This window comes from Streptomyces sp. NPDC088730 (assembly GCF_044751215.1).
GTDB lineage: Bacteria > Actinomycetota > Actinomycetes > Streptomycetales > Streptomycetaceae > Streptomyces.
Genome location: NZ_JBIVLK010000006.1, coordinates 95,544 through 118,922, shown reverse-complemented (window position 1 = coordinate 118,922; position 23,379 = coordinate 95,544). Strand labels below are relative to the sequence as shown.

Below are 23,379 nucleotides of genomic sequence, written 5' to 3'. Positions count from 1 at the left end.
AGCGAGGACGCAGCGCACGGAGCGGGGCCCACACCGCACGGAGCAGGGCCCGCACCGCGGCATACGGGGTCCGGGCCCTGCCGCCTTACCGGACGCGGGTGGCCGGGCCCCGCTCCGCTCCGGCCTCCCGCGTCCGGTCCAGCCACCCACGTCCCGGTCGGCCTCCCGGTGCGGGGGCCGGCCGGGGTCGCCGTCTCCGTCACGCGGCTCGGCTCCGCCCATCAGCTCCCCGGCCGGCCCGGCCCTTCGTGAGGTCGTGGAACGAGGCCGCTCACTGATGCCCGCAGTCGGGCGGGTGCCGACCGGACTCCTCCCGGCGGACGTGCCTGACCGCACGGCTCGTCCCGGTACGCGCCTTGACCTCAAGTGCACTTGATCCTTGAGGATCGACGTCCATGACACGCTTCCTTGACCTCGTCCGCCCTGCCGCCGGAACCGCCCTGATCAGCGAGTGGCTCACCGGCACCGCCGAACGCTCCCGCCTGGCCGCCGACACGATGACGGCCGAGTGGGCGGCAGCCCGGACACCCCCGGGGCGCCTGGCACAGCACGTCTTCCTCTCCACCGACGGCACCGGTCTCCTCTTCTACGCACAGTGGACCAGCGACGAGGACCACCTCGCCTGGGCCCGCGCCCACCGTGCCGGGACCGTCAGCCGCGTCGACACGCTCGTGCCCGGCATCGAACGCCCCGGACTGACCCGCACCCGGCTCACCCGCAGCGTGGTTCACGACGCGGATCAGCCGGTCGGCCTGTACGTCGTCAGCACGGTGGCGGTGGACGGCGACGGCCTGGAAGCCACCCTCGCCCCGGCGCCGGGCCTGCTCGCCGCGCACGTCCACCTGACACCGGACGGTGAACGGGCCGTGGTCGTCGCGGAATGGACCGACGCCGCCTCCCACGAAGCCGCCGCCCCCGGTGGCGTCGGCCACCGGAGGTACACGCTCCACGACGCGTTCGAGGATGACCGCCGTGAGCCCGGAGACCTGAAGGGGATTCCCGGCTCGGAGGGCTAGGGCCTGCCCGACCCTGATCCGCCGGACAGGCCCGAGGGCCTGTCGTCGAAACCCGGACGGGCCGTCGGCCCGGGGTCCTTCGTTCGGAACCGACAGGCCCTAGGTGAAGCACGCCAGGATCATCGGCAGGTCCTGGAGCCACTGCCTGAGACGGCTCCGCCTGCGGGCGGCGAGCAGGCACGGGTGGGCCGTGCCGTCGTGGAGGTGGACGACCACTCTGAGGTGCTTGGGGCCCTCGGGCGCGTACTGGACCGTTCTGATCTCGTCCCAGCCGAACTGGAGCGACCTGAACCGGAAGTCGATCGTCACCCCCATTTCGTCGATCATGAGCGCGCTGTCCGGCGCGACCGCCAGGAACGCGAGGTCGTCGGCCGGCGGCGCCCCGCCCCCGTATCCGTACCCGTATCCCGCCGGGGCCTGGTACATCGGGACCGGGGTGCTCGGCGCATGGGACGGCGGAGGGGGAATGGCCACCGTGGGGGAGTACCGTGCGGTGGCCGGTGCGATCAGGTCCAGCAGGTGCCCCAGCGTAGGCCGTTGGCCCGGGATCTTCGCCAGGCACGAGGCCACGACCGGGCGCAGGCCGTCCGGCACGGCGCTCAGGTCCGGCTGCTCGTGCACCGAGCGGTACATCATGCCCATCGGCGTACCCGCCCCGAACGCGCTGCCGCCCGCCGCCGCCACGAGCACGGCGCCCAGGGCGAACACATCGGCGGCGGGGCCCACCTCCTGGCCCTGCGCCTGCTCCGGCGCCAGGAACCCCGGGGTGCCGAAGGCCATCCCGGTGGCCGTCAGGCGCGGTGCCTCCAGGGCCCTCGCGATGCCGAAGTCCAGGACCCGCGGACCGTCCGAAGCCATGATGATGTTCCCGGGCTTCAGGTCGCGGTGCACCAGGCCGCAGCGGTGGATCGCCTCCAGCGCCTCGGCGAGAGCCGCGCCCAGCTGCCGCAGCCGCGCCTCGTCCATCGGCCCCTCGGCGTCGAGCAGTCCGGCGAGCGTCGGACCCGGTACGTAGGCGGTGGCCAGCCAGGGCGCTTCCGCCGCCGGGTCCGCGTCCACCACGGGGGCCGTGTGGAAGCCGCCCACGCTGCGCGCGGCCGCGACCTCGGCGCGGAACCGCTCCCGGAAGTGCGGGTCGGACGCGAGCTCCGGGCGCGCCACCTTCACCGCCACCGCACGGCCGCCCCGCGAGCGGGCCAGATAGACGGTGCCCATCCCGCCGGCGCCCAACTCCCGCTCCACGGCGTACCCGCCGATATGTTCCGGCAGGCCCGCACCGTCCGCCCCATACCTCATACGCTGTACGCCCCTCCCGAATCCGGCGCCCCAGTATGACTCAGGGCAACCCGTCCCTCACGGCGTCCGGCAGCGGTGGCGTGAACCGCCGAGGAGGGGTGACCGCGGAAGGCGGAGGCGGCGTTTTCCGGGCCCGCTCCCGAGGACGGATGTAACGCTTTCCGGCCCCGCTCCCAAGAAGAGGTGTAAGCGATCGCCATTCCGATCCGTCCTGAGGAGCCCTCCGTGCCACCGGACCGTACGGCAGCACCACCCGCACGTGACCCAGCGGGGTTCGCCGCTTTCTACGAGCAGCAGTTCGACGCTGTGCTCGGCTTCGTCACCAGACGCGTCGACAACCCCCACCTCGCCGCCGATCTGACGGCGGACATCTTCGTGGCCGCCCTGGAGAGCGCGCACACCTACGACGCGCGGCGCGGCGTACCGGTCGCCTGGCTCTACGGCATATCCCGCAACGTCCTGCACGCCCACTTCCAGGGCAGCTTCCGGGAGCAGCGGGCGGTGGCCCGGATCCGCGGGCACCGGCTGCTGGACGAGCAGGACCTCGGCGCCATCGAGGCACGGATCGACGCCGACCGCGCCGCCCGGCACATGGCGTCCGCCCACGCCGCGCTGTCGGAACCGCTGCGCAAGGTGCTGGACCTGGTCGCCCTGGACGGGCTGACCGTCCGCGAGGCGGCCCAGGCGCTCGGCATCACCGTGACCGCCGCCCGGGTGCGGCTGCACCGCGCCCGCAAGGCGCTGCGCGCCACCGCCACCAGCCGTCCCGCCCAGCTCGAAGCCCACCGCGAAGCCCACCGCGAAGCCCTTATGGAGGCCGCACAGTGAACGCCCCCCTGCACTTCAAGGAAGAGCTCGCCCGCGAGCTGGCCGGCCACGCCGCCACGCTGCCCGCCCCCACCGGCCGGCCCGCCCCGGTCCGGGCCCCGTCTCCGCTCCGCCGGGTGGCGTTCACCGCGGGCCTCGCCGCCGTCGCTGCCGGGGTGGTGGCCGCCCTGCCGTTGCTGTCCGGTCCGCACGACACCACACAGGCCGCTCCGGCCCCGCAGGCCACCGCCACCACCCAGGGGTCAGGCTCTGCCACCGCTTCTCCGACGCCGCACACCGGCGCGGTCGCCCGTCTGGACATCGCCAACGCCGACTACGCCGTGAAGTCCGGACCGGGCGGCACGGTCTCCGTGCAGTTGTTCCGCCGCAAGGGCGCCCCCGGGCTCCAGTCCACCCTGCGCAAGGCCGGCGTACCCGCCGCCGTCATGACGCCCTCGGCCTCGTGCCACGCCACGTTCCACAGCGACCGCGCCAATCTCAAGGCGCTCGACAAGATCCTCCCGCAGGACGAGGTGAAGCGGAACTCCCGCGGGATCTACCACGTGATCGACCCCGCCGCGATCCCCGAGGGGAATCATCTGGTCTTCGTCGTCACGTCCAGCGGACCCGACCTGCAGATGGTGGAGGTCACCCTGTCCCGGCAGGTGCCCCCATGCCTGCCCGCCGCTTAGGGAAATAGCGTGACGTGCCGCCGTGGACGGCGAAAGCCCCGCACGGGGGCGGACTCGTGCGGGGCTCAGGGAAGCGGCGGGGTGCGGGACCCGGGGGCCGAGCGCGGGCGGGTTCCGCCCGTTACCGCACGGGGAAGCCGAAGGTGTACCCCTGCTCCTTGAGCCAGGGCAGCACCTCGCGCAGCGCGGCGAGGGTCTCGGCGCGGTCACCGCCCGCGTCGTGGAAGAGGATGGTCGGCCCGTTGGAGATCTCGCTCTTCACAGTGGCGACGATCGCGGCCACCCCGGGGTGCTCGAAGTCCTTGGTGTCGACGTTCCAGCCCAGCGGCCGCATCCCCCGCGACGCGGCGAGGTGCCGGCTGTACGGGGTGAAGGCGCCGCCCGGGGCCCGGTAGTACTGCGGCCGGACACCGCCGGACGCCTTGGTGATCATGCGCTCGGCGTCCAGGATCTGCTGGGACTGGTAGGCCTCGGACTTGTGGTCCATGGCGGTGTCGTGCGAGATGGTGTGGTCGCACAGCCGGTGCCCGCCCGCCACGACCGCCTTGACGAGGTCGGGGTGGGCCTGGGCCTGGGTGCCCACCATGCAGAACGTGGCCTTGACGCCGCTCTCCTTCAGGAGTTGCAGCACCTGCGGGGTCCAGGTCGGGTCGGGTCCGTCGTCGATGGTGATGTTGACGCCCCGGGCACCGCGGTCGGAGGCGTGCACGATGCCCTCCGCGACCTTGCCGGCGGGCCCGTTGGCCGGGGCGCTGACCCGCGCCTGCGGCTGCCGTCCCCCGGTGGTGTCGGCCTGCGCGGTCCACACCGAGGTGGCCGCGGCCACCGCCGTCACTCCGAGCGCCGCCGCGAGAAGCCTGCCGTGCCATCCCCTTCCCTTGTGCTTCGCCATGTCCGCCCACCCCTTTGTTGTCTTCGCCGATGCCCTGCTCCCAAGTAGACACACGAACGCTCCAGCAAGATCCTCCCGTTACGGACCGCGGACAAAGCTGCAGGGGGGCGGCGACAAACGCAGGCGATCCGCGACAGCTTCGCGGGGCCCGCGAACCCCGGAAGCCGTCCGCGAGCCCGGACCCGGCGGGCCCCGCCGCCGCCGGCCCGGTCTTCCGGTCCGGTAGCTTCGGGCGCCATGACAGCCGATCAGTTCTCCATATCCACCGAGCGGGACGCCCTCTGCGGCTTCCTCGACAAGCAGCGCGCCGGTCTGCTCCGGAAGATCGAGGGGGTGTCCGACGCGGACGCCCGCCTGACGCCGACGGTCAGTCCGCTGTCCCTGATGGGTCTGCTCAAGCACTCGGCGCTCTGGGAGCGCCGGTGGTTCCAGGTCATCGTCGCGGGGCGGGTGCTGCCAGGTGAGTGGCCCGAGACGGCCCAAGAGGGCGGGCTCGACGAGGACTTCCGTGTGGACGAGCGGGACACGGTCACGTACTGGACGGGGTACTTCGAGGAACAGGCGGCCGTTTCGAGGGAGATCACCGCGGGTCTGCCGCTGGACGCTCCGTGCGCCCGCCGCGATCTCCGCGACGGCAATCTGCGCTGGGTCCTGCACCACATGATCGAGGAGACGGCCCGGCACGCGGGCCACGCCGACATCATCCGCGAGACGCTCGACGGACGTACCGGCATCTACTGACGGGGCTGCGGACCGGCTGTCGGACAGGGCCGTCGGACAGCCTCTCCGCCCGCCGGGGCCGGGGCCTGGCCGTGGCCCGAGCCCGCCCGTGTCCCTTACCGGCTCAGCGGAGGGTTCCACCGAACCAGGCCAGCAGGCGCGGCTTCTCCTCGCAGTCCGGGAGCGTGTCGGCCGCCAGGTGGTCGCTGTACCGCACGGTCCTCGGCGCCGCCTCGCACCGTGCCGGCAGGACGGGTTGCCCCAGGTACCAGCCGGACGCGAACACGGCGGCGACGACGAGGGCGGCTCTCGCGCCGCGCGGGGTGATCCGAGCGGGTATCGGCAGGGGCATGGCGGACGAGCCTACCGGCCGGCGCGCTCACCCCTCGAACGCCCCGGCACATCCCCGCGCCCGTCCGTCGATGCCCCGGTGAGCAGCCGGATCGCGACGGCCGCCAGCCAGCAGAGCCCGAACCCGGCGCCGAGCGTGAAGACCAGGACCGAGGCCGCCGAGGCCATGAAGCCGGTGAGGACGACGACCGGGGCGATCCGGGAGGCGAGCGCCCAGCCGCGGTGGCCACGGACCGCGAGCGGACGGGCCAGGACGACGAACGCGGCCGACAGCGCAAGGTATCCGATTCCCCCGGCGGCCATGTGACCGGCGCCGTGCGCGCTCATCGTGCCGGTCTCGGGCGCGCCGACGGGGAAGCCGCCCCCCGGGTCGGCCCGGAAGGCCGCGGCGGCCAGGAACGAGGCGCCGAACACCGCGATCAGGACCGGCCCCCAGGTGCCGCCCGGCCCGGGTCTCAGGACCCGGCGCAGGCCGACCGCCCCGGTGAGCAGCAGGGCGCCGGTGAGCAGGAAGCTCACGGTCTGGATCCAGCCCAGGTCGCCGAGGGCGAGCTGGCTGATCGCGTTGCGGGTGAATCCGAAGCCCTCCCGCGCGAGGCCCTGGGCGACACCCGCGCCGAGGAAGAGCGGGCCCGCGGCGACCGCGCCGGCCAGCGGCCACCGGGAAACCGGCCGGGCGGCTTCCCGCGAACCTGCGGCGATGGTCGGAGAGTTGAGCGTCTGCGTCATGACGGGCCTTCCTCGTCGAGTGTGGTCGCTATAACGACCGCCGGCACCCGGCGAAGTCATCGACCCGGCGCGAGTGACCTGAGTCACATCGCAGGGCGGCCCGCGCTCAGGACGGTTCCGGGCGCGGGGCCGCCTTCGTCATGGGACTCTTCCGGATCGCCGTGATCTTCCACCCGCCGTCCCGCTTGGCGAGGCTCACGGTGCGGTGCTGGGTGTACGGGGTGTTCAGCGCGAAGCCCCCTTTCTTCAGGTAGGCGGGGGCTGCGGCCGTGAACTCGATGACCGTGTCCATCTCCGCCGTGGCCGTCGCCCGGTCCTTGTAGAGCGTGGAGCGGTACCAGGCGGTCTTCACCTGGTGGGTGGTCAGCCCGTTGGCCCGGTAGAGGGCCGCCAGCTTCCGGCCGTAGCCCTGGGCTTTGAGCTGCTTGGTGAACCCCGGTGCGTAGAAGGCGAATTCGCTGTCAGCGCCGTCCGTGACGGTCCGGTGGTCGCGGTTGTCGGTGGCCGCCGAGTGCAGCGCGACGGTCCTGCGTACGGCGGTGACGTCCGGGTCGTCGTCCGGCAGGGAGCCGACGGTGTCGCCCCTGTCGTCGATGAGCGCCCAGAGGGAGCGGCCCGCCGCACCCGTGGGCGGCCCTCCCTGCGGGGTGGCGGCGGCCGGGGCGGGCGCGGCGGCGGGCGCCGGGGCCGGTTCGCAGCCGGTCAGCGCGAGGACCAGGGCGGCGGCGAGGGCGACCGGCAGGGCGGCCGCGGGGGAGGTGGGTGCGGAGTGGCGCATCGGGTCGCTCCAGAGAGGGGGAGTCGGGCGCGCCCCTCCGCGGGGCGCGCCCGGGGGGCGGGACGGTGATCCCCGAAGTCGGGCGGTGATCAGACCGTGGTCAGAGGGCGGGTTCGCGCGTCCACTGGCCGGACCAGTACGTCGCGGGCACGGGGCCGTACTGGACGGAGCCGGTCGCACCCTCGGTGTGCATGTACTCACCGGTCTGGCGGTTCCTGAAGCGGATGCGGCCGTCGACGCTCTCCTCGGTCCACTGGCCGCTCCACCAGGTGGCCGGGAACGTCCCGTACCGGACGGTGCCGCTGCCGTCCTCCGTGTTCAGGTACTCCCCGGTGGCCCGGTTCTTGTAGCGGTAGTGCCCGTCGGTGGTCTCCCGGGTCCACTGCGAGGTCAGGTCCGTGGCCGGCACCTCGCCGTACTGGAGGCGGCCGGTGCTGTCCTTGATGTGCATGTACTGGCCGGTCTCACGGTTCTTGTACCGGTCGTACGTCTGCGGGTAGCCGCCGTCCTTCTTCCAGACCCGCAGGTAGTCGACGTTCCACGACTTGGGCCAGACGTTGTTGTGCTGACCGGAGCCGGCGTCGGTGTACAGGCCGAGGATCATGCCCATGGGCATGTTGGGGGCGTCGTTGATGGTCTTGAAGAGCTGGTTGTCGTAGTAGAACTTCAGCTCGGTCGGCGTCCACTCCATGCCATAGACGTGGTATTCCTTCGTCGGCTTACCGCTCGGCACCGGGTTCTCCGAGGCGTCCCAGGAGCCGAGGAAGTCGGGGTCGCCCCAGCCGTAGGCGGCGACGCGCCAGGTGTCGGGCTTGCTGAAGAACGTCTCGATGAAGTCGATCTCGGAGTTGGCCGAGGCGCTGGAGGTGTCGTCCGTGCCGACCAGCCAGAGTGCCTGATGGCCGCCGCCGCCGGCGTCCGAGAACTTCGCCCGCGTCTCGAAGTAGCCGTACCGGGTGGAGTATCCGTCGAACTTCGGCTCGTGGTGGTCGTTCGGCATGTCGTAGTTGAAGCGGTGCCACCAGTCCTGGTTGAAGGTCTGGATGCTGGAGATCTTCACCGTGCCGTCGTACTGGGGGTTCCAGGCCGGGGTGTCCGGGTCCAGTCGCTCGGTGAGCACGCCGTCGGCGACGGTGTAGCGCGCCTTGGCGTTCTCTCGCTGGGGCGTCCAGTGGGGCAGGTAGTACGGCAGCCACTTGTCCTCGTCGAGCGAGGTGCCGTCGAACTCCTCCTGGAAGTCCATCGTGTAGCCCGGCTTCGAGACCGGAGTGGACGGGAAGTCGGCGGCTCGGGCGCTCTGTCCGCTCAGCGCGGTACCCATGAGGCAGAGAGCGGAAGTCAGCACGCCGGTGAGCAGGGTCCGCAGGGGACGACGTCTCACAGTAGCTCCTTAGGGAGGGCTCTTGCGTAGCTCTTTCGTAGGTAACTTTCCTTCGAAAGCGTGCCCGCAATCTGCCGGTGAGCCCCAGGCTCTGTCAATGCCTCGCACAATGCTCCGGGTCGGAGACGGCTCCGGTCAGGAGTTGAGGACCCGGTCGACGGTCACCCGCATGCCGGCCCGCACCAGATCGCGCGCCGCCTCCACCGCTCCGACGCTCACCACGTCGTCCACCAGCGCCGTCAGGGCGAGCGGGGGCGCCTCGTAACAGATCTCCGCCAGCCGGCTCCGGATCGGATCGAGCACCACGGCACCGGACTTGGCCAGCCCCCCGCCCAGCACGATCAGTCGGGGGTCGACGGCCAGCACCATCGCGCCGATGCCGTCCGCGAGGGTGCGGGCGTACGCGTCGACCGCGGCCCGCGCCGCCGGGTCCCCGTGCGCCGCGCGGGCGAAGGCGAGCGCCCCCGCCTCATCCTCGCTGTCGCGCGCGGAGCCGGAGGCCGCGAACAGCTTCGCCGGGGCGTCCTGCCAGCCCAGCCCGGGGTGGCGCCCGATCTCGCCGGCCGCCCCGGTCCGGCCGGTGAACGGGAGTCCGTCGACCAGCACGCCCACCCCGAGCCTGCCGCCCATCTGCACGTACAGGATGTCGGGCGTGCCCTGGGCGGCGCCGATCCGGTGCTCTGCGAGCGCGGCCAGGTTGGTGTCCTTGGCCGTCACCGCGGGGCAGCCCAGCCGGTCGCCCAGCTCACGGGTGAGCTCGACGCCCGTCCAGCCGGGGATGACGACGCTCAGCCGCACCGTCCCGGCGCTGTCGACGATGCCGGGCGTACCGGCACCCACCGCCCACAACGGGGTCTCCGGTGCGGGGAGCTGGCCGCGCACCAGCGCCACCGCCGCGTCGATGCGCCGCTCCGGCGTGTCCTCCGCGAGCAGCGGCGCGTGCGCGGTCACGGCCGATTCACCGGCCAGGTCCGTCACCCGCGCCCAGACGCCGTCCACGTCGAAGCGGAGCCCCGCGAGACGGCCTGCGCTCCGGTCGAAGGCGTAGCGCTGGGCGGGCCGGCCGCCGGTGCGGACCGTGTCCTGGCCGTCCGGCCTGAGCAGCCCGGCCTCCAGCAGGGCCGTGACGATGCCGCGCACGGTCGGCCGGGAGAGGCCCGTCACCCGGGAGAGCGCGTTGATCGTCAACGGCACGCCGTCGTACAGGAGATGCAGTACCCGGCTGGTGTTCAGATGCCGGAGAGAGCTCTGGTCACCGCCGGGCGGGACCTCCGCGTCGCTCATCGAATCCCCTCGACGGTCCCCGCGCACCGGGACGGAACCGGTGTGACATGGGCCACTTTGATAGAAAACTTTCTTACTAAACCTCGGATACACGGCTAGTGTCCCGACTCGTCATCCTGCCACATGGCGCCTGCGCCTTTCCCGAAAGCGATCAACCCGATGAAGCTCAGAACAACGCTGGCCGGGACCGTGTTCGTGGTGCTCTCCGCGGCTTCCTGCGCGCCGGGCGCCGGCAGCGAGGCTCCGGCCGCGTCCACCGGCCCGGTCAAGACCGGTGTGCCCGAGGACAACGTCACCCTGAGTCTGGTCTCCACCCCGGAATCGGGTGCGGCCGTCAAGACCATCATCGAGGCGTTCGAGGCGATCCATCCCAATGTGCGGATCGATTACCAGGACACCAACTACGACGACTACAACAAGAGCCTCAACCTCTCGCTCTCCTCGCCCCAGTCGCCGGACATCGCGCTGCTGAACTCCGTGGGCACCACCGTCAAGGACAACCTCGTCCGCGACCTCTCGCCCTACGGGAAGGCGTACGGCTGGGACAAGACGTACGCGAGCACCCAGCTCGACCAGTGGCGGGTGGCCGCCGACGGCTCGACGCTCGGCGAGGGCAAGCTCTACGCGGCGCCCGCCGGGTTCTCGCTCGTCGGCGTCTACTACAACAAGGCGAAGGCCGCGCAGCTCGGCATCGACGAGCCCCCGTCCACGATGGAGGAGTTCGAGGCCGCGCTCGCCAAGGCCAGGAAGGCCGGCGAGACCCCGCTCCAGCTCGGCAACGCCGAGGGCCACGCCTCCTTCCCGATCCAGCTCGCCGGCCAGTCCGCCGACGGGGCCGAGGCCGCCGCGAAGTGGACCTTCGGGCAGAAGGGCGCCACCTTCGACACCGCGGGCAACCGGGCCGCCGTCACCAAGGTCGGGGAGTGGGCGAAGAAGGGCTACCTGCCCAAGAGCGCCAACGGCACCGACCTGCAGAGCGCGACCGACAAGTTCAGCAAGGGCGAGGGCCTGTTCTTCGTCGACGGGAACTGGGACGCCGCGAAGATCGGCTCGAAGCTGGGCAAGGACGCCGGGTTCTTCGCCTTCCCCGGTGAGCACGCCACCGCCATCGGCACGTCCGTCGCGTACGCCGTCTCCACCCGTTCCGAACACCCCGACGCGGCCGCCGCCTTCCTGGACTTCCTGCACTCGCCCGAGGCGTCCGCCGCGCAGTTCAAGGCCGGGTTCATGCCCGCGGACATCAAGGCCGCCAAGCCCGAGAAGGGCACCGTGATGGCGGACATCGTCGCCGCCTGGGCGAAGGTCAACGCCGAGAACGGCCTCGTGGGCTTCAACAACAACGCCACCGCCACCATGAACGACAAGCTCACCGCCGCCACCCAGGAGCTCCTCGCCGGAAAGACCGACACCTCCGGCTTCATCAAGGCCGTCCAGAACGAGTGGGCCGCCACCCATGGCTGATGTACTCCCCGGCGGCGGGCGGGTGGCCGAGGACGCCGCCCGCCCGGTGCGCGCGGCGAAGCCGTCATCGAACCGCGCCGGACGCGACCGTCTCGGTCCGCTCCTGTACGTCCTGCCGGCCTTCCTCTTCTACGGCGCGTTCGTCATCGCACCCTGGGTGCACAGCGTGTGGCTCTCGTTCTGGAACTGGAACGGCGTCGGCGTCGCCACCTGGGCGGGGTTCGGCAACTACACGGCGGTCTTCAGCGAGCCCGCCCTGCGCAGCGCCCTGCTCCACGCCTTCGTCTTCATCCTCTTCTACACCGTGATCCCGGTGGGCCTCGGGCTCGTGCTGGCCGCTCTGGTGGCCTCGGTGCCCTGGCGGGCGATGCCGCTGATCCGTACCGTCATCTTCCTCCCCCAGGTCCTCCCGCTCGTCGCCGTCGGCGTCGTCTGGAAGTGGATCTACAGCGAGGACGGCCCGCTCAACCAGCTCCTGCGCGCCGTCGGCCTCGGTGACTTCACCCGGGCCTGGCTCGGGGACTTCTCCTGGGCGCTGCCGACCGTGGGCCTCATCGGCACCTGGGTCTCCACCGGCCTGTGCTTCCTGCTGCTGCTCTCCGGCATCGGCAAGATCGACCCGTCGCTCTACGAGGCGGCCTCCCTCGACGGCGCCGGCCGGCTGAGCCAGTTCCGGCACATCACGGTGCCGGGCCTGCGCAAGGAGATCGGCGTCGCCTGCACCGTCACCGTCATCGCCGCCCTCGCGGGCTTCGACGTGGTGTACGTCATGACGGGCGGCGGGCCCGGCTACTCGACCATGGTCCCCGGTGTCCAGGTCTACCAACTCGTCTTCACCGCGGGCCGCGTGGGCACCGCCTGCGCGCTCGCCACCGTGCTGTCCGTACTCACCTGCGCGGTCATGTACGTCCTGAACAGGCTCACCCGGGAGCGATGAAATGTCCAAGCACCTGCCCCGGCTCGTCCTGATCCTGGCCGCCGCGTCGGTTCTCTTCCCCTTCCTCGCGCTCCTCAGCGCCGCCCTCCAGCCCCAGACCGAGCTGTCCCCGGGCCTGGAATGGCCGTCCGATCCCCAGTGGGGGAACTTCGCCACCGCCTGGACCACCGCGGGCTTCGGCTCGCTGCTGAAGTCGAGCGCCGTGATCGCGCTCGGTGTCGTGCCGCTCGCCCTGGTCCTCGCGACGCTCGCCGGGTACGGGCTGTCGGCCATGCGGCTGCGGGTCAAGGGCCCCCTGTTCGCGGTCCTGATGCTGGGCATGGCGCTGCCGTACGAGGCGATCGTCATCCCGCTCTACTACGACCTGCGCTCGGTCGGCCTGCTGAACAGCTACTGGGCGGTGATCCTGCCGCTCATCGGTCTGTTCATGCCCTTCGGCGTCTACTGGATGCGCACCCACTTCGAGTCCCTGCCCAAGGAGCTCACCGAGGCCGCCTCCGTCGACGGCGCGGGCAGCTGGCGGACGCTGACCAGGGTGCTGCTGCCGACCGCGGGACCCGCGCTCACCACGCTGGGGCTGCTGTACTTCATGTGGTCCTGGAACCAGTTCCTGCTCGCGCTGGTCCTGATCCAGGACCCGGCGATGCGCACCGCGCCGTCCGGACTCGGCAAGTTCGTCCAGCAGTTCGGCCAGAACATCCCGCTGCTCTCCGCCGGGACGATCATCGTGATCACGCCGATCGTGCTGCTCTACCTCTTCTTCCAGCGCCACTTCATCAAGGGCATCCTCCAGGGTGCCGTCAAGTAATGAGGACTTTTCCGTGACCGTCACTCTGGCGATCGTCGGCGCCGGGGCCCGGGGGGCCTCGTACGCGCGCATCGCAGTCTCCGAGGGCCTGGCGACCGTCACCGCCGTGGCAGACCCCGACCCCGCCCGCCGCCTGGCCCTGGCCGAGGAGTTCGGCCTGCCCGAGGCCAACGTCTTCGAGGACTGGGCCGCGCTCGCCGCCCGGCCCAGGCTCGCGGACGCCGCCGTCGTCGCCACCCCCGACCGGCTGCACGCCGAACCGGCCGTGGCGCTGGCCGATCTCGGCTACGCCCTGCTGCTCGAAAAGCCGATGGCACCGACGGAGGCGGACGCGCGCCGCATCGTCGAGGCGTCCGTGCGCAACGACATCCTGCTCGGCGTCTGCCACGTGCTGCGCTACACCGCCTACTCGGTGAAGCTGAAGCAGCTGATCACCGACGGCCGGATCGGGGACATCGTCAGCGTCGAGCACCTGGAGCCGGTCGGCTGGTGGCACCAGGCGCACTCCTACGTACGCGGCCAGTGGGCGGTCGAGGCGCGGTCCTCCCCCATGCTGCTGGCCAAGTCGAGCCACGACATCGACTGGCTCGGCCACCTGGTGGGCCGCCCCGTCGAGCGGGTCTCCTCCTTCGGCGGCCTCCACCACTTCCGGCCAGAGAACAAGCCCGACGGCGCGGGCGACCGCTGCGTCAGCTGCCCCGTCGAGCGCAGCTGCGTGTACTCCGCGGTCCGCATCTACGAGCGGTTCCTCGGTGACCCGGTGTACGAGCAGTGGCCGCTCGGCGTGCTCACCGACGACGTCTCCCCGGCCGGGCTGCGCACCGCCCTCGCGGAGGGGCCCTACGGCACCTGCGTCTACGCGGGCCACAACGACGTGGTCGACCACCAGGTGGTGAACCTGGAGTACGAGGGCGGCGCCACCGCCTCTTTCACCATGACCGCGTTCACCGCCCTCGACTTCCGCAAGACCCGGGTCTTCGGCACCCGGGGCTCGCTGGAGGGCGACGGGCGCCGGATCACGCTGCACGACTTCCTCACCGACACCCAGGAGACCTTCGACCTGGACCCGGACGGCGGGGCGTCGGCGGCCGACGGGCACGGCGGCGCCGACACCGAACTCCTGAGGGCCTTCCTCGCGGCGGTCGCCGGCGGGGACCGTTCGCTGGTGGGCTCGGGACCGTACGAGACGCTGGAGTCCCACCTGGTCGTCTGGGCCGCGGAGCGGGCCCGCCGGGGCCGCACGGTCGTCACGATGGAACCGGTCGCGTCCGGGTCCTGACCGGCCGGGCCACCGAGCCGGGCCTTCCGGCCGGGGCGGCTCGGACCGGAGAACGTGCGCGAGGGCGCGTGCGGGGAAACACCCCGCACGCGCCCCCGGCCGTCAGGCCGTTACGGGACGAGCTTGAGGAGCTTGTTGGGGGAGCCGGTTCCGACGCCCGTCAGGACGCCGGAGGTCGCGCCGTTCACGAGTGCCGAGGCCACGGCCGCCGGGGAGGCGCCCGGGTGGTTGGTCAGGTAGACCGCTGCCGCACCGGAGACGTGCGGCGCGGCGAAGGAGGTGCCGTCACCGGTGTAGGTGGCGGTGTCCGAGCTGTTCCAGCCGGCCGTGATGCCGGAGCCCGGCGCGAAGATGTCCACCGCAGGACCGTAGTTCGAGTAGCTCGCGCGGGCGTCGGTCCGGGTCGTGGCGCCGACGGTGATCGCGGTGGCGACCCGGGCCGGGGAGTAGTTGGACGCGAGCGCCCCCGAATTGCCGGCCGCGATGGAGTACGTCACCCCGGACGCGATCGACTTGCGCACCGCGTCGTCCAGCGTGGTGCTGGCGCCGCCGCCGAGCGACACGTTCGCGACGGACGAGGCGACGTGGTGGGCGGTGATCCAGTCGACCCCGGCGATGACCCCGGCGGTGGTGCCGGAGCCGTCGTTGCCGAGGACGCGCACGGCGACGATCTTCGCCTTCTTCGCCACCCCGTAGGTGGTTCCCGCGACGGTCGTGGCCACATGGGTGCCGTGGCCGTAACCGTCCTGGGCGGTGGTGTCGTTGTCGACGAAGTCGTAGCCGTACGAGGCCCGGCCGCTGATCTCCTGGTGGGTGATGCGCACCCCGGTGTCCAGTACGTAGACGGTCGTGCCGCCGCCCGCGGAGTCCGGGTAGGTGTACGTGCCGCTCAACGGCAGGTTCGGCTGGTCGATGCGGTCGAGGCCCCAGGGGGCGTTGCTCTGGGTGGCGGTCGCGTGGACCTTCTGGTCCTGCTCGACCGAGGCGACGGCCGGGTCGGCGGCCAGCCGCCGGGCCTCGGTGCTGCTGAGAGCCGCGGCGTAGCCGTTCAGCGCCGATGAGTAGGTGCGCTCGATCCGGCCGCCGTAGCCGGCTATGAGCTGCTTGCCGGCGGTCGCGGACGCCTTGAGCCCGGCCGACTGCTTCAGCGTGACGATGTAGCTTCCGGGTACGGCCTCCGCTGTCCCGGCGTGCAGGACTCTGCCTTCGGGCGCGGCCGCCTGGGCGGGTAAGGCCGCACCGACCGCGGCTGCCAGTGCCACGGTCGTCGTGGTGGCGATCAACGCGGCGATCCGCCGGCGGGTGTTGCGCAGTGCTGCCATCGGGAGGTCCTCCTCGAACGGTGGCGCGCGGGGGTCCACGCGCCCATGGGTTGCGGTGTACGGGGTCCGTACGCCACAACCGACGATGGCGCGGCGGGTTCGGGCCGGGCAAGCGATCCCGGGTTGCTGTCATGACCTCGTCACAGCGTTGACTGTGCGTCAACTTGCCGCAACGTTGGGCAACATGGCCTTCGCGCAACGTGCACGGCCGCCCGTCACCACGTCACCACGTCACCACGTCACCACGTCACCACGTCACCACGTCACCACGTCACCACGTCACCGGCAGGGTCCGCGGGGCCCTGGTGGTCTGCCCGGTCCGCCAGCGGGGCGGGCCGGCGGCGCGGAGGCCGGGCAGCCTGCGGGTCAGTGCGGTCAGGGCTTCCTGGAGCTGTACGCGGGCGAGCTGCGCGCCGACACAGAAGTGCGCGCCGTGACCGAAGGCCAGGTGGGAGGGGGCGGCCCGGGTGAGGTCGAGCAGGCCCGGGTCTCCATAGACGTCCTCGTCGTGGTTGGCGGACGCCATGAGCGCGATGACGGACTCCCCCTCCCCGACGCTCACGCCCCCCAGCCGGACGCTCTCGGTGGCCACCCGCACATTGGCGCCCATGGCGGCCTGGGTGTACCGCAGGAGTTCCTCGACGGCGCCCGGGACCCGGTGTTCCTCGCGGCACAACAGCGCGTAGCGCTCCGGCTGTTCGAGCAGGAGGTGGACGAAGCCGGCCAGCCGGTTGGCCGTGGTGCCGTAGCCGCCCGTGAGCAGCACGAGGCAGAACGAGACCAGCTCGCCCTCGCTCAGCCGGTCGCCGTCGTCGCGCGCCGCGATGAGCGTGCTGAGCATGTCGTCGGCGGGGCGGTCCCGCTTGGCCGCGACGAGCCGGGTGAGGTAGCCGGTCATCTCCTCCACGGCGGCGGTCACTTCGGCGTTCTTCGCGGTGGTGCTGCGCAGGATGCCGTCCCAGGCGTCGAGCAGATCGGCGTCCACCCGCGGGGTGCCGAGCAGATCGCAGATGACGGTGAGGGGGAGCGGCCGGCAGAAGTGGGGGACGAGATCGGCCCCCGGCCCCTTCCCGTCCTCCTCCGCCGCCGCCGTCATCCTCGTCAGCAGCTCGTCCGCCAGGCGCGCGATGTCCCGGCGCATCGCCTCCGACCTGCGGACCGTCAGCGCGGGCGCGACGAGCCTGCGCAGCCGGGAGTGGTCGGGCGGGTCGGTGGCCAGGATCGAGTCGGGCAGGGCGGTCGTCCGGCCCCCCGGCCCCTTCCCCCGGGTCGCGCGGCTGCGGCTGAACCGGGGGTCGGCCAGCACCCGGCGCACGTCGGCATGGCGGGTGACGAGCCAGGCGGTGCCGCCGCCGGGCATCCGTACCCGGACGACGGGTTCGTGCCGGCGCAGCTCGGCCAGCTCCGGCAGCGGGTCGAGCCCGTCCGCGTGGCCGAGCGGGAACGACCGGGGCTGTCCGGCCGGCGGACCGGGCCGTTCCCCTGCACCGGGCTGCCGTAGCTGATCGGGCTGGCTCATGCGGTCCTCCGTCGGAGCTCTCGGGGGGTGGGGGACTTCGTAATCAGCGGGATTCGGGGGGGGGGGGCGGGACGTCGTAGTCAGCCGGATTCGAGGGGTGCGGGACGTCGTGCTCAGCGGGATTCGTACACGGACACGTGGTAGGTGCTGTCCCGGTTGAAGGGGGCGCCCGCCCAGCTCCCCCAGCGCTCCTTGAGCCGCAGCCCCGCCTGGTGTGCCATCAGGTCGAGTTCCCCCGTGCTCGCGTACCGGAACTCGACGCGCATCCGCCGGGTCCGGTCGTTCTCGTGGATGACGTAGTGCGAGCTGTAGCGCTGGACCGACGGGTCGATCCGCCGGTAGCAGAGGATCAGGTGGTCCTCCCCCTCGGAGACGACCTGGGAGCCGGTCGCGGCCACCGCGAGGGCCTCCGGCACGTGGGAGTCGAAGACGAAGACACCGCCGGGCGCGAGGTGCTGCGCCACCCGGGCGAAACACCGTGCCTGGTCGGCCTGTTCGCGGAGTTCGAAGAAGGTGCCGGCCGCGAGGTAGACGAGGGAGAAGACGTCCCCCTCCGGCACCGGTACCCGGGAGAAGTCGCCGATGGTGACGGGCAGGTCGACGCCGCCGGGCTTGGCCCGGAGGCGGCCGACCATGGCCTCCGACGCGTCGATGCCGTGCACGTCGAGGCCGCGGGCCCGCAGCGGCAGGGCGACGCGGCCGGTGCCGATGCCGAGTTCGAGCACCGGTCCCTGGCCGGCCAGCGCTTCGAGGGCGTCCACGGTCGCGGCGCTGACGCCGGGCTTGCCGAACCAGCGGTCGTAGTCGTCCGCGAACTCACGCGCGTAGTGCGGGCGTCGGTTCTGGGTGGTGGGCTCTGACGTCATGCGGATGCGGCTCCTAACCGAAGGGGTGGGGGCGCCCGGGGCCGCTGCCCGTGGGCAGCGGCAGGGCGCCGGGTGCGATGACGCGTACGACGTGGACGCCCGCTTCGCGGGCGGGCCGGGAGGTGGTGTCGACGAGGATCGCGTCCTGGCCGGTGTGCTCGGCGAGGATGCGCAGGGGGTCAGCCGAACCGGCCCGCGCGGAACGGGTCCCGGCCCCCGCCGGACCGGCCTGCGGTGCGCGGGCCGGTCCCCACAGGCTCAGGCTGTCCTGCCGGTGGTACGCCCACAGCGCGTGCTGGACGGCCGTCCCGGGCGGGGTCGTGCCGTGCCACTGCGCCCAGGCCCGCCGGGCGGTCTCCGTGCCCATGCTCCAGCGCACCATGAGCGCTTCGTACGCGGCCTTCTCGACCAGCGCCGGGAGCGTGTCCTGAGGTCCGCACCGGGCGCCGAAGGCCTGTCCCGTGCCGTCGGGCCGGTGCAGGCACGCCACCACGCAGGCGGCGCCGGCCGGTGCGGGCAGCGCGAGCGCGGTGACGACCAGCCCCCGCGCCTCCGTGAGCGCGCCCAGCGCTCCGCCCAGCTCCCCCGGCAGCCGGTACGGGGGCCACTCGGCGGGCCCGTACCAGCTGCGGCGCACCAGATCGCGTTCCAGGACCTCCCACGCCGCGTGGCGCGCGGCGGCCCCGGGGTCCGGGTGGGAGGCGACACCGGTGGAGCCGGCCGACTCCGTGGCGCCGCAGCCGGGCGGGGGCCGGTGCCGGAGGTACGCGGACCCGGCCGGTACCCGGATCTCGGCGCCCCGCACCGTACGGCCGCGCACCCACAGCCGGCGCTCCTCCGGCAGCTCGTGGGGCTCCAGGGCGGGCACGCCCTCGCGGCGCAGCTCGCTCCAGGTGGCGACGGTCCCGGCGGCGGCCTCGGCCTCCCGGCCCGCCACGATGTTCCCCATCCGTTCGAGGAGTTCGCCGCGCGCACCCCGTACGAGCTGGTCCCTGTCGTGTCCGGTGGCGCTGCCGACGATCAGCCGGGCCCCGGCGGTGGCGACCGCCCCCTCGAACGCGGCGGACCGGGCGGCCACCCGCGCCATCAGGACGCCGGGGTGGTCGGGGTAGGGCACGAAGACCTGTGGCGTCCACGCGCTCACGCGGGCCCCCCGGGGCCGGAGTCCTCGGGTACGTATCCGCCGTCGCGCACGGGTTCCCCGGTCACCGCCGCGCACTCCGCCAGCACGGTCCGGCCGTGCGGGGTGAGGCTGTCCGGGTGGGCGGCCAGGGTCCGGACGGCCTGCCGGGCGCCGTCCAGCAGCTTCGCGTACCGGGCACCGACCGCCGCCGGACCGGGGTCCGGGAACGGTTCCGGGGCCAGTGCGCGGTAGAGCAGCACGCTGCGCGCGAGGACGACGGTCTGCTGGAAGAGGCCGGCCAGCGGACGCGGGTCGGCCCGCAGCGGGGTGGCGACCAGCAGCTGTCCGGGCTGCTCCGCCCCGGCCCGACCCGCCCCGTCCGGCAGCAGGAAGGGCTCGGCCACCGCCGCCGCGTTGCACCGGGTGTGCGCCCCCTCGTGGACCAGCGCCTCCGCACACCGCACGGCGCCGGGCAGTCCGTCCGGACTGTCCAGCAGACGGCTCCGGTTGACGAGCACCGCCCCATGGACGGCGAAGTCCGTGAATCCGTCGATCGCCGCGCCCCCCAGCAGCGCGACCTCGACCACCGTCGCCCGCAACTCGGCGGCGTTACGCGGCAGGACACGCTGCAGCAGGCCCAACGCCGCCTCCAGCACGTCCCGTTCGGACTCTTCCCACTCGACGACGTCCGCCGTCACCGTCGGGGAGTCCGCGCCCCGCGCCGGAACCGACCGCAGCGCACGCGCCACACTGCGGCGCAAGTGCCCCTGCGGTGCGGCCGCCGCGCAGACGGGGGCGGGCGGCACCCGGTCGAGCCGCTCCGAGAACGACCGGAGCCGGTCGGGCCCGAGCGGGCCGGTCCGCAGGGCGCGCTGCACCAGATGAACGGTCTCGACGGCCGCCGGATGGTGCAGGGACTCCTGCGGCACCCGCAGCTCCGCCCGGTCGAGCACCGCGCGCATCCGCTCCCGCAGCAGTGTCCGGTCCTCCACGGCACCTCGGGCACTCGGCTCCACCCGCATGAGGCCCTCCCTTCGCTCGCCACTCCTCCTGGGCCGGTCACGCCGTGACGCACCCCCGCACGGATGACGCCGTGCGGCGGGCCGGAGCCCGCCGCACGGCGCGCACGGTGGTGCCGACTCCCCCGACGTCCTAGTCGGGGAGGTCGACCATCAGCGCGAACTCGGGAAGCTCCTCTTCCGCGACCTCTTCGATGTGCTGGGTCTCCTCGTTCATGACGGACTCCCTTCACCACACCGGTCCCACCGCTCTCGGAAGGAATCCACCCGGCTGGGCTCATCGTTGAGCGACGGGCCCGGCGTTGCCAATGGCGATCGGCCGGCGACGGTGCGTGGCGGACAAGGTGTCGTGGGCCGGAATCCGGCTTGCGACGGGACCGCGCCCGCTGAACGCCGCACGCCGTACCGCCGGTATACGCGCGTGCGGCCGGGTACGGGCCACGCGCTCAGGTCCGGGCGCGCTCCGCAACCCCGCCGATCGCGCCGGTCGCGGCGGCGGCACGGCACGGCAGGTTGTCCAGAACCCGGAGCGGCCCGTGGTGATCCCGTGGTGATCAAGTAGCCCGTGGTGGCCGAGCGGCCTGTGGTGGTCAGGGACCGGGCGCCACGATCGTCTGCCCGGCCGCCCTGCCCGCCGCGATGGCCCGGTCCTCCGCCTCGTACGCGAAGGCCGTCCGTCCCCAGCGCGCGGACAGTGCGGGGAACACCTCGCGCCACTCCCGTCCCCCTACCTCGTCCACCAGCCGGGCCACGGTCTCCGGCAGCGAGCCGGCGTAGTCGTGGACGGGCCGGTAGCCGAGTTCGCGCTCGGCGCTGCTCACGTCCATGACGAAGGAGCGCTCCAGGGACCACGGCGTCCGGCCGAGTCCGGGCGCGCCCGGCCCCCGGATCAGGTACTGCTCGCTCTCGCACCCGAGGACCGCGTCCACGGCGGCGGCCATCTCCCGGACCGTCGGCGGCCTCGGGTCACCGGCGTTGAGCACCCGCCGGCCGGGGCGCAGGGCGGCTCGCAGGATCAGCTCGGCGAGGTTGCGGGTGCCCGTGGGGTGGCAGATACCCGCCCCCTCGTACGCCAGCAGCCGGACCGGACGCCGGTCGAGGGCGCGCTTGACGAAGTACCATTCCCGAGGGATGGCGGAGCCCGGCCCGTGCACCATCCCGGCCCGCAACAGCGTCACCGGGAACGGCGCCCGCTCCCACAGCGCCCGCTCCAGCGCCGCCTTGCCGCCGGCGTACGTCGTGTCGTCCGGTACGACCGTGGGCTGCTCCTCGGTCACCGGGACGGGATAGCGCGTACCGCCCGCGTCCGGGTCACCCCGGTAGACCATGAACGTCGAGACGACGACGGCGGCGCCCAGCTCACCGCCCAGTCCGACCAGTTGTTCCGCGTGCCGGGAGCCGTACGCGACGCAGTCGACGAGCAGATCGCATCCCGTCCCCACCACCCGCCGTAACGCCCCGTCGTCGTTCCGGTCCGCGGTCAGGGCCCGTACCCCCCACTCCCGGGGCCACGTCCCGCCCCCGCCCCGGCTGACGGCCCGTACGTCCCACCCCGCCGCCACCAGCCGCTCGACCGCCGCCGTCCCGATCTGCCCGGTGGCCCCCAGGACCACCGCGGTCCTCGCCGTCCCCATGCCCCGCCCCTCTCCGTGTCCCCGGCCGGAGCGCCCGGACAGTACCGGCCCCCCGGGCGCTCCGCCGGCACGTCGCCCCAAGAGGCGGCTGATCGTACTCCCGCCGGACCTCGCGGGAGACTTTGGCCACATCGGGCCGGCGGCGGGGATGCCGGGGCCGCGCCCGGCTGTTGGCGAATGGGAGACACCCTCCGCTTACGAACAGGACACCCCGTGACAGACGTGACCGCCGACCGTGCAGCAGACACCCTCTCCCGCCCGTTCGCCGTGCGCGGGCTCACCTCCCGCAACCGGATCGCCATGGCACCGATGACCAGGCAGTTCTCCCCCGGCGGCGTCCCGGGCGAGGACGTGGCGGACTACTACGCGCGGCGGGCCGCCGGCGGCGTCGGGCTGATCGTCACCGAGGGCACGTACATCGACCACAGCTCGGCGGGCACCAGTGACCAGGTCCCCAGGTTCCACGGCGACGACGCCCTCGCGGGCTGGGCGCGGGTCGCGGACGCCGTGCACCGGGCGGGCGGCGCGGTCATCCCGCAACTCTGGCACGTGGGCGTCACCCGGACCGAGGGCGCCCCGCCGGTCGCGGACGCCGAGCCGGTCGGGCCCTCGGGGATCTCGCTGACCGGTGAGCCCAAGGGCCGCGCCATGACGCAGCAGGACCTCGACGACGTCATCGCCGCGTTCGCCCGTGCGGCCGCCGACGCCGAGCGGCTCGGCTTCGACGGCATCGAACTGCACGGCGCGCACGGCTACTTGATCGACCAGTTCCTCTGGTCCGGCAGCAACCACCGCACCGACGGCTACGGCGGCGACCTCGTCGCGCGGACCCGGTTCGCGGCGGAGATCGTGGCGGCCTGCCGCGCGGCCGTGTCCGACGCCTTCCCGATCGTCTTCCGCATGTCCCAGTGGAAGGCGGACGCCTACGAGGCGAAGCTCGCGCAGACGCCCGCGGAACTGGACGCCCTGCTCGCGCCGTTGACCGAGGCCGGGGTCGACGTCTTCCACGCCTCCACCCGCCGCTACTGGCTGCCGGAGTTCGAGGACTCCGACCTGAACCTCGCCGGATGGGTGAAGAAGATCAGCGGCAGGCCGACGATCACGGTCGGCTCGGTCGGCCTGGACGGCGACTTCTTCGGCGCCTTCCAGGGCAGCAGCCCCACGGTCACCGGCATCGGGCAGCTGCTCGACCGGATGGAGCGCGACGAGTTCGACATGGTCGCCGTCGGCCGCGGGCTGATCGGGGACCCCGAGTGGGCCGCGAAGACCCTCGCCGGCCGCACCGCGGACATCACGCCGTTCGACGCGGCGATGCTGCGGACCCTGCGCTGACCGACAGCCGGCCCCCCGCCCGGGACAGCCCTTAGGGTTGCCCGGGTGGGTGTCAGCGGGGAAGTGCGAGCGGGTACACGTGTCGTCGGTGAGCGGCTGCGGGCGGACCGGGGCGGTGAACCGGCCGCCCCGC

The 23,379-nt window shown here is 72.9% G+C and carries 22 protein-coding genes; 9 read left to right on the top strand and 13 right to left on the bottom strand.

Annotated features, from left to right (window positions below):
- The first annotated feature begins 395 nt into the window (after positions 1 to 395).
- Positions 396 to 1,016, top strand: coding sequence for an antibiotic biosynthesis monooxygenase (locus ACIP89_RS20060; RefSeq protein WP_402115955.1), 621 nt, complete (start codon positions 396 to 398; stop codon positions 1,014 to 1,016).
- A gap of 99 nt (positions 1,017 to 1,115) precedes the next feature.
- Here the strand turns inward: ACIP89_RS20060 and ACIP89_RS20055 are convergent, their stop codons facing one another.
- A complete protein-coding gene (locus ACIP89_RS20055) occupies positions 1,116 to 2,312 on the bottom strand; it encodes a serine/threonine-protein kinase (RefSeq protein ID WP_401924503.1) in 1,197 nt (398 codons plus the stop codon).
- A gap of 225 nt (positions 2,313 to 2,537) precedes the next feature.
- On the opposite strand from ACIP89_RS20055, the gene ACIP89_RS20050 reads away from it, so the two are divergent.
- Both ACIP89_RS20050 and ACIP89_RS20045 read left to right on the top strand, forming a co-directional pair.
- Positions 2,538 to 3,140, top strand: coding sequence for an RNA polymerase sigma factor (locus ACIP89_RS20050; RefSeq protein ID WP_402115953.1), 603 nt, complete (start codon positions 2,538 to 2,540; stop codon positions 3,138 to 3,140).
- Positions 3,137 to 3,811: a hypothetical protein gene (locus ACIP89_RS20045; protein ID WP_402115951.1), complete on the top strand. Its 675-nt coding sequence runs from the start codon at positions 3,137 to 3,139 to the stop codon at positions 3,809 to 3,811. The genes ACIP89_RS20050 and ACIP89_RS20045 overlap by 4 nt, the downstream gene beginning before the upstream one ends.
- A gap of 121 nt (positions 3,812 to 3,932) precedes the next feature.
- Here ACIP89_RS20045 and ACIP89_RS20040 read toward each other — a convergent pair whose 3' ends face one another.
- Positions 3,933 to 4,703, bottom strand: coding sequence for a polysaccharide deacetylase family protein (locus tag ACIP89_RS20040; RefSeq protein WP_401926379.1), 771 nt, complete (start codon positions 4,701 to 4,703; stop codon positions 3,933 to 3,935).
- A gap of 237 nt (positions 4,704 to 4,940) precedes the next feature.
- Between ACIP89_RS20040 and ACIP89_RS20035 the strand changes: the two genes are divergently transcribed.
- The gene (locus ACIP89_RS20035) at positions 4,941 to 5,444 is read left to right on the top strand and encodes a DinB family protein (RefSeq protein ID WP_401924512.1); all 504 of its coding nucleotides are present in this window, start codon (positions 4,941 to 4,943) and stop codon (positions 5,442 to 5,444) included.
- A 103-nt stretch (positions 5,445 to 5,547) separates the two neighbouring features.
- Here the strand turns inward: ACIP89_RS20035 and ACIP89_RS20030 are convergent, their stop codons facing one another.
- The 5 genes from ACIP89_RS20030 to ACIP89_RS20010 form a co-directional block, all read right to left on the bottom strand.
- A complete protein-coding gene (locus ACIP89_RS20030; protein ID WP_401924514.1) occupies positions 5,548 to 5,775 on the bottom strand; it encodes a hypothetical protein in 228 nt (75 codons plus the stop codon).
- Positions 5,776 to 5,786: 11 nt separating this feature from the next.
- Positions 5,787 to 6,503 carry a DUF998 domain-containing protein gene (locus tag ACIP89_RS20025; RefSeq protein WP_401924517.1) on the bottom strand — a complete coding sequence of 239 codons (717 nt, stop codon included), beginning with the start codon at positions 6,501 to 6,503 and terminating at the stop codon, positions 5,787 to 5,789.
- 106 nt (positions 6,504 to 6,609) lie between these two features.
- A complete protein-coding gene (locus tag ACIP89_RS20020) occupies positions 6,610 to 7,281 on the bottom strand; it encodes a hypothetical protein (RefSeq protein ID WP_401924520.1) in 672 nt (223 codons plus the stop codon).
- Positions 7,282 to 7,381: 100 nt separating this feature from the next.
- Positions 7,382 to 8,662, bottom strand: coding sequence for a family 16 glycosylhydrolase (locus ACIP89_RS20015; protein WP_402115949.1), 1,281 nt, complete (start codon positions 8,660 to 8,662; stop codon positions 7,382 to 7,384).
- A gap of 135 nt (positions 8,663 to 8,797) precedes the next feature.
- Positions 8,798 to 9,946 carry an ROK family protein gene (locus ACIP89_RS20010; protein ID WP_401924524.1) on the bottom strand — a complete coding sequence of 383 codons (1,149 nt, stop codon included), beginning with the start codon at positions 9,944 to 9,946 and terminating at the stop codon, positions 8,798 to 8,800.
- A gap of 159 nt (positions 9,947 to 10,105) precedes the next feature.
- Between ACIP89_RS20010 and ACIP89_RS20005 the strand changes: the two genes are divergently transcribed.
- From ACIP89_RS20005 to ACIP89_RS19990, 4 genes are read left to right on the top strand one after another with little or no spacing between them, the layout of a single operon-like run.
- Positions 10,106 to 11,407: an ABC transporter substrate-binding protein gene (locus tag ACIP89_RS20005; protein ID WP_402115947.1), complete on the top strand. Its 1,302-nt coding sequence runs from the start codon at positions 10,106 to 10,108 to the stop codon at positions 11,405 to 11,407.
- Positions 11,400 to 12,344 carry a carbohydrate ABC transporter permease gene (locus ACIP89_RS20000; RefSeq protein WP_401924529.1) on the top strand — a complete coding sequence of 315 codons (945 nt, stop codon included), beginning with the start codon at positions 11,400 to 11,402 and terminating at the stop codon, positions 12,342 to 12,344. Before ACIP89_RS20005 ends, ACIP89_RS20000 begins: the two co-directional genes overlap by 8 nt.
- Before the next feature lies 1 nt (position 12,345).
- Entirely contained in the window at positions 12,346 to 13,152 is an 807-nt protein-coding gene (locus ACIP89_RS19995; protein WP_401924531.1) for a carbohydrate ABC transporter permease, read from the top strand.
- Positions 13,153 to 13,165: 13 nt separating this feature from the next.
- Complete coding sequence (locus tag ACIP89_RS19990) at positions 13,166 to 14,431, top strand: Gfo/Idh/MocA family protein (RefSeq protein ID WP_401924534.1); 1,266 nt, start codon at positions 13,166 to 13,168, stop codon at positions 14,429 to 14,431.
- A 110-nt stretch (positions 14,432 to 14,541) separates the two neighbouring features.
- Here ACIP89_RS19990 and ACIP89_RS19985 read toward each other — a convergent pair whose 3' ends face one another.
- The 6 genes from ACIP89_RS19985 to ACIP89_RS19960 form a co-directional block, all read right to left on the bottom strand.
- A complete protein-coding gene (locus ACIP89_RS19985; protein ID WP_401924536.1) occupies positions 14,542 to 15,753 on the bottom strand; it encodes a S8 family peptidase in 1,212 nt (403 codons plus the stop codon).
- Between the two features lie 271 nt (positions 15,754 to 16,024).
- The gene (locus ACIP89_RS19980) at positions 16,025 to 17,272 is read right to left on the bottom strand and encodes a cytochrome P450 (protein WP_402115946.1); all 1,248 of its coding nucleotides are present in this window, start codon (positions 17,270 to 17,272) and stop codon (positions 16,025 to 16,027) included.
- A 113-nt stretch (positions 17,273 to 17,385) separates the two neighbouring features.
- Positions 17,386 to 18,138, bottom strand: coding sequence for a class I SAM-dependent DNA methyltransferase (locus ACIP89_RS19975; protein ID WP_401924541.1), 753 nt, complete (start codon positions 18,136 to 18,138; stop codon positions 17,386 to 17,388).
- 13 nt (positions 18,139 to 18,151) lie between these two features.
- A complete protein-coding gene (locus ACIP89_RS19970) occupies positions 18,152 to 19,282 on the bottom strand; it encodes a YcaO-like family protein (RefSeq protein ID WP_402115944.1) in 1,131 nt (376 codons plus the stop codon).
- Positions 19,279 to 20,283: an aKG-HExxH-type peptide beta-hydroxylase gene (locus ACIP89_RS19965; protein ID WP_402115942.1), complete on the bottom strand. Its 1,005-nt coding sequence runs from the start codon at positions 20,281 to 20,283 to the stop codon at positions 19,279 to 19,281. Before ACIP89_RS19965 ends, ACIP89_RS19970 begins: the two co-directional genes overlap by 4 nt.
- 587 nt (positions 20,284 to 20,870) lie before the next feature.
- Entirely contained in the window at positions 20,871 to 21,914 is a 1,044-nt protein-coding gene (locus tag ACIP89_RS19960; protein WP_402115940.1) for an NAD-dependent epimerase/dehydratase family protein, read from the bottom strand.
- 213 nt (positions 21,915 to 22,127) lie between these two features.
- Between ACIP89_RS19960 and ACIP89_RS19955 the strand changes: the two genes are divergently transcribed.
- A complete protein-coding gene (locus ACIP89_RS19955; protein WP_402115939.1) occupies positions 22,128 to 23,246 on the top strand; it encodes an NADH:flavin oxidoreductase in 1,119 nt (372 codons plus the stop codon).
- Positions 23,247 to 23,379: the final 133 nt, after the last annotated feature.